This window comes from Blastomonas sp. UPD001 (genome assembly GCF_003426715.1).
Taxonomy (GTDB): Bacteria; Pseudomonadota; Alphaproteobacteria; order Sphingomonadales; family Sphingomonadaceae; genus Blastomonas.
In genome coordinates this window covers 2,669,941-2,673,320 of the sequence record NZ_QKVT01000001.1, presented here as the reverse complement: position 1 = coordinate 2,673,320, position 3,380 = coordinate 2,669,941, and the positions used below count along the sequence as shown (strand labels likewise).

1 protein-coding gene is annotated in these 3,380 nt (G+C 67.4%); it reads right to left on the bottom strand.

Translation table 11 applies throughout. The features are described from left to right. Nucleotides 1–58: 58 nt before the first annotated feature. Nucleotides 59–3,046 carry an L-aspartate oxidase gene (gene nadB / locus DM995_RS22405; protein WP_116969767.1) on the bottom strand — a complete coding sequence of 996 codons (2,988 nt, stop codon included), beginning with the start codon at nt 3,044–3,046 and terminating at the stop codon, nt 59–61. Between the last annotated feature and the right edge of the window lie 334 nt (nt 3,047–3,380).

Below are 3,380 nucleotides of genomic sequence, written 5' to 3'. Positions count from 1 at the left end.
GGCCCACCCCGGTTCAGCAAGCTGAACCTGCCCCTCCCGCAAGCGGGAGGGGAGAAGGCTAGGGCCCCAGCACCGTATCTTCCGCCACCGGCAGCAGGTCGGGATAATCGCTGTTATAGTGCAGCCCCCGGCTCTCCTTGCGTTCAAGCGCCGAGCGGACGATCAGGTCGGCGACCTCGATCAGGTTGCGCAGCTCGACCAGGTCGGGGGTGACGCGGAAATTGCCGTAATATTCCTCGACCTCGCTGCGCAGCAACTCGATGCGATGGCGCGCGCGTTCGAGCCGCTTGGTGGTGCGCACGATGCCGACATAGTCCCACATGAAGCGGCGGATCTCGCGCCAGTTGTGCTGGACGACGACCTCCTCGTCCGAATCGGTGACGCGGCTTTCGTCCCAGGGCAGGATCGCGGGCGCCGGGCCCAGTTCGTCCCAGTGCTCGATAATGTCCTTGGCCGCCGCATCGCCGAAGACGAAGCATTCGAGGAGCGAGTTGGACGCGAGCCGGTTCGCGCCATGCAGCCCCGACTGGCTGACCTCGCCCGCGGCATACAGCCCCGGCAGGTCGGTGCGGCCGTTGAGATCGATCAGCACCCCGCCGCAGGTATAATGCTGCGCGGGCACCACCGGGATCGGATCGCGGGTGATGTCGATGCCCAGTCCCAGCAGCTTGTCGTAGATGGTCGGGAAATGGCCCTTCACGAATTCGGGCGGCTGGTGGCTGATGTCGAGATGCACATAATCGAGCCCCAGCCGCTTGATCTCATGGTCGATCGCACGCGCGACGACATCGCGCGGAGCCAGCTCCAGCCGCTCGTCGAAATCGCCCATGAAGCGATAGCCGGTCTCGGGGATCAGCAACTGCCCGCCCTCGCCGCGCACCGCCTCGGTGATCAGGAAATTCTTGACGTCGAGATTGTACAGGCAGGTCGGGTGGAACTGCATGAATTCCATGTTCGAGACGCGCGCGCCCGCGCGCCACGCCATGGCGATGCCGTCGCCGGTGGCACCTCGGGGCGCGGTCGAGAACAGGTACGTCCGCCCCGCCCCGCCGCTCGCCAGCAGCGTCGCGCGCGCGGTCAGCGCCTCGACATGGCCGGTGCTGCGATTGAGCGCATAGGCGCCCCAGATGCGCCGATCGCCCGCAGGAGAGACGCGGTGCCGGTCGGCGATCAGGTCGATCGCGACCATGTCGGGCAGCAATGTGATGTTCGGGTTGGCGAGCGCCGCGCGTTCGAGCGCCTGCTGAACCGCCCAGCCGGTGGCATCGTCGACATGCACGATGCGCCTATGGCTGTGCCCGCCCTCGCGCGTAAGGTGCAGGTCGTCGGCATGGTCGCGATCGACCTGATCGCCGACCGGCACCGCGTCTCTCCTGCGGGCGACGCCATCGGCGATCAGATCGCGCGCGCGCCTTGCCAGCAATCCGGGCAGATGGCGATCGGCGGCGGCGACCAGCAGCTTGCGGTCGGCCAGCCGCGCCTGCGCATCGACGACGAACGAAAAGCCGCTCAGATGCCCGATCGGTTCGCCATCGACGCAGATCGCATCGCCCTCTTCGAGCGTCACCGGCAGCAGAGAGGCATCACCGCCCAGGCCGCGCAGCAGCACCGCGGTGCGCCGGTCGACGAAGCGCTGCGCCAGCGCGCGGTGCAGCGCGTCGGACAATCGCTCCTCGACCTCGCGCGCGCGCCCGGCCATTTCGGCGGGATCGGCCAGCCAGTCGCGCCGCTGCGCGACATAGGCCCAGGTGCGGATCGCCGCGATGCGCGCGCCCAGCTTCTCGACGTCGCCCTGCACCGAATCGAGATCGGCAATCTTGCGCGCGATGAAATCGACCGGGATGTGGCCCAGCCCCTGGCCCAGATGCTGCCAGAGCTGCGCGACGAAGTTCGCGTGATGCTCGGCCCCGCGATGCTGGAAATCGGGCAGGCTGCACACCGACCAGAAGCGCCGCACCGCCGCCTGGCCGCGCACGCTCGGCGCGACCTGCGGATCGTCGGCCAGGCGGCGCAGCACGGCAAGATCGATCGCTTCGGGTGCGGGCTTGAGGACCGGACTCGAGGGCAACCGTTCCAGATCGGCGATCAATGTGCCCAGGCTGTCGAAGCGCAGCCGGGATTCGCGCCAGAACAGCGATTTGAGCGGCGGAAAGCTGTGCTGCTCGATCCGCTCGATCTCCTCGTCGGTGAACTGCGCATCGTGATGGCCCGCGACCGACCCGAACGTGCCGTCGCGCTGGTGCCGACCGGCGCGCCCGGCGATCTGCGCCATTTCCGAAAGGGTCAGCCGCCGACGGCGCGCGCCGTCATATTTGTGCAGCGAGGCAAAGGCGACATGCTCGACATCCATGTTGAGCCCCATGCCGATCGCGTCGGTGGCGACGAGATAATCGACCTCGCCCGCCTGGTACATCGCGACCTGCGCGTTGCGCGTCGCCGGGCTCAACGCTCCCATGACCACTGCCGCGCCGCCGCGAAAGCGCCGCAGCATCTCGGCGACGGCATAGACCTCCTCGGCCGAGAAGGCGACGATCGCGCTGCGCGGCGGCAGGCGCGAAAGCTTCTTGATCCCGGCATAGCTCAGCGTCGAAAAGCGCGGGCGGCCGATGATCTCTGCATCGGGCACGAGCGCGCGGATCATCGGCGACAGGGCTTCGGAACCGAGGATCATCGTTTCGTCGCGGCCGCGCGCATTAAGCACCCTGTCGGTAAACACATGCCCGCGTTCGGGATGCGCGCCCAGTTGCGCCTCGTCGATCGCGACAAAGGCGAAATCGCGCCCCTGATCGAGCGGCATGCTCTCGGCGGTGGAGAGGAACCAGCGCGCGCCGGGCGGGACGATCCGCTCCTCGCCGGTGACCAGCGCGACCTCGCCCGGCCCCTTGATCTTCACCACCCGGTCATAGACCTCGCGCGCGAGCAGGCGAAGCGGGAAGCCGATCAGGCCGCTGGAATGCGCACACATCCGCTCGATCGCGAGGTGCGTCTTACCGGTGTTGGTCGGCCCCAGCACGGCGGTGACGGGGCTCGGCGAAAATCGGGTCATGGGAGCAGCCTCCACCCCCTACATCATGGCAGCACCCGAGCAATGCAAGACCCGCGCGCAAAGCCCTGTGGATAGGTTGCGCCGCTGATCGGGCTTCTTGCACCGCTCATCCCGCAGTCCGGGTTTTACACCCCGGGTTAATTTGACTTTAACCGGTCATGTCCACACAGATTGCGGCGAGGAAAACGCCATCGCGCTGGTCTTTTCAGGATCGGCACGGGAGGAATGGCGGCAAGGGGTCGGTCTTGTTTCAGCAACGCGAACAGCTTTTGGGGGCCGGTGCCGCCAGTGCCAGACTGTCACTGGCCGATGTGCTCCCCACGCCGACCCGGCC

Excerpts from the sequence above, each read along its gene's own strand:
- nadB (WP_116969767.1), bottom strand. The coding sequence starts at position 3,046 with ATGACCCGATTTTCGCCGAGCCCCGTCACCGCCGTGCTGGGGCCGACC.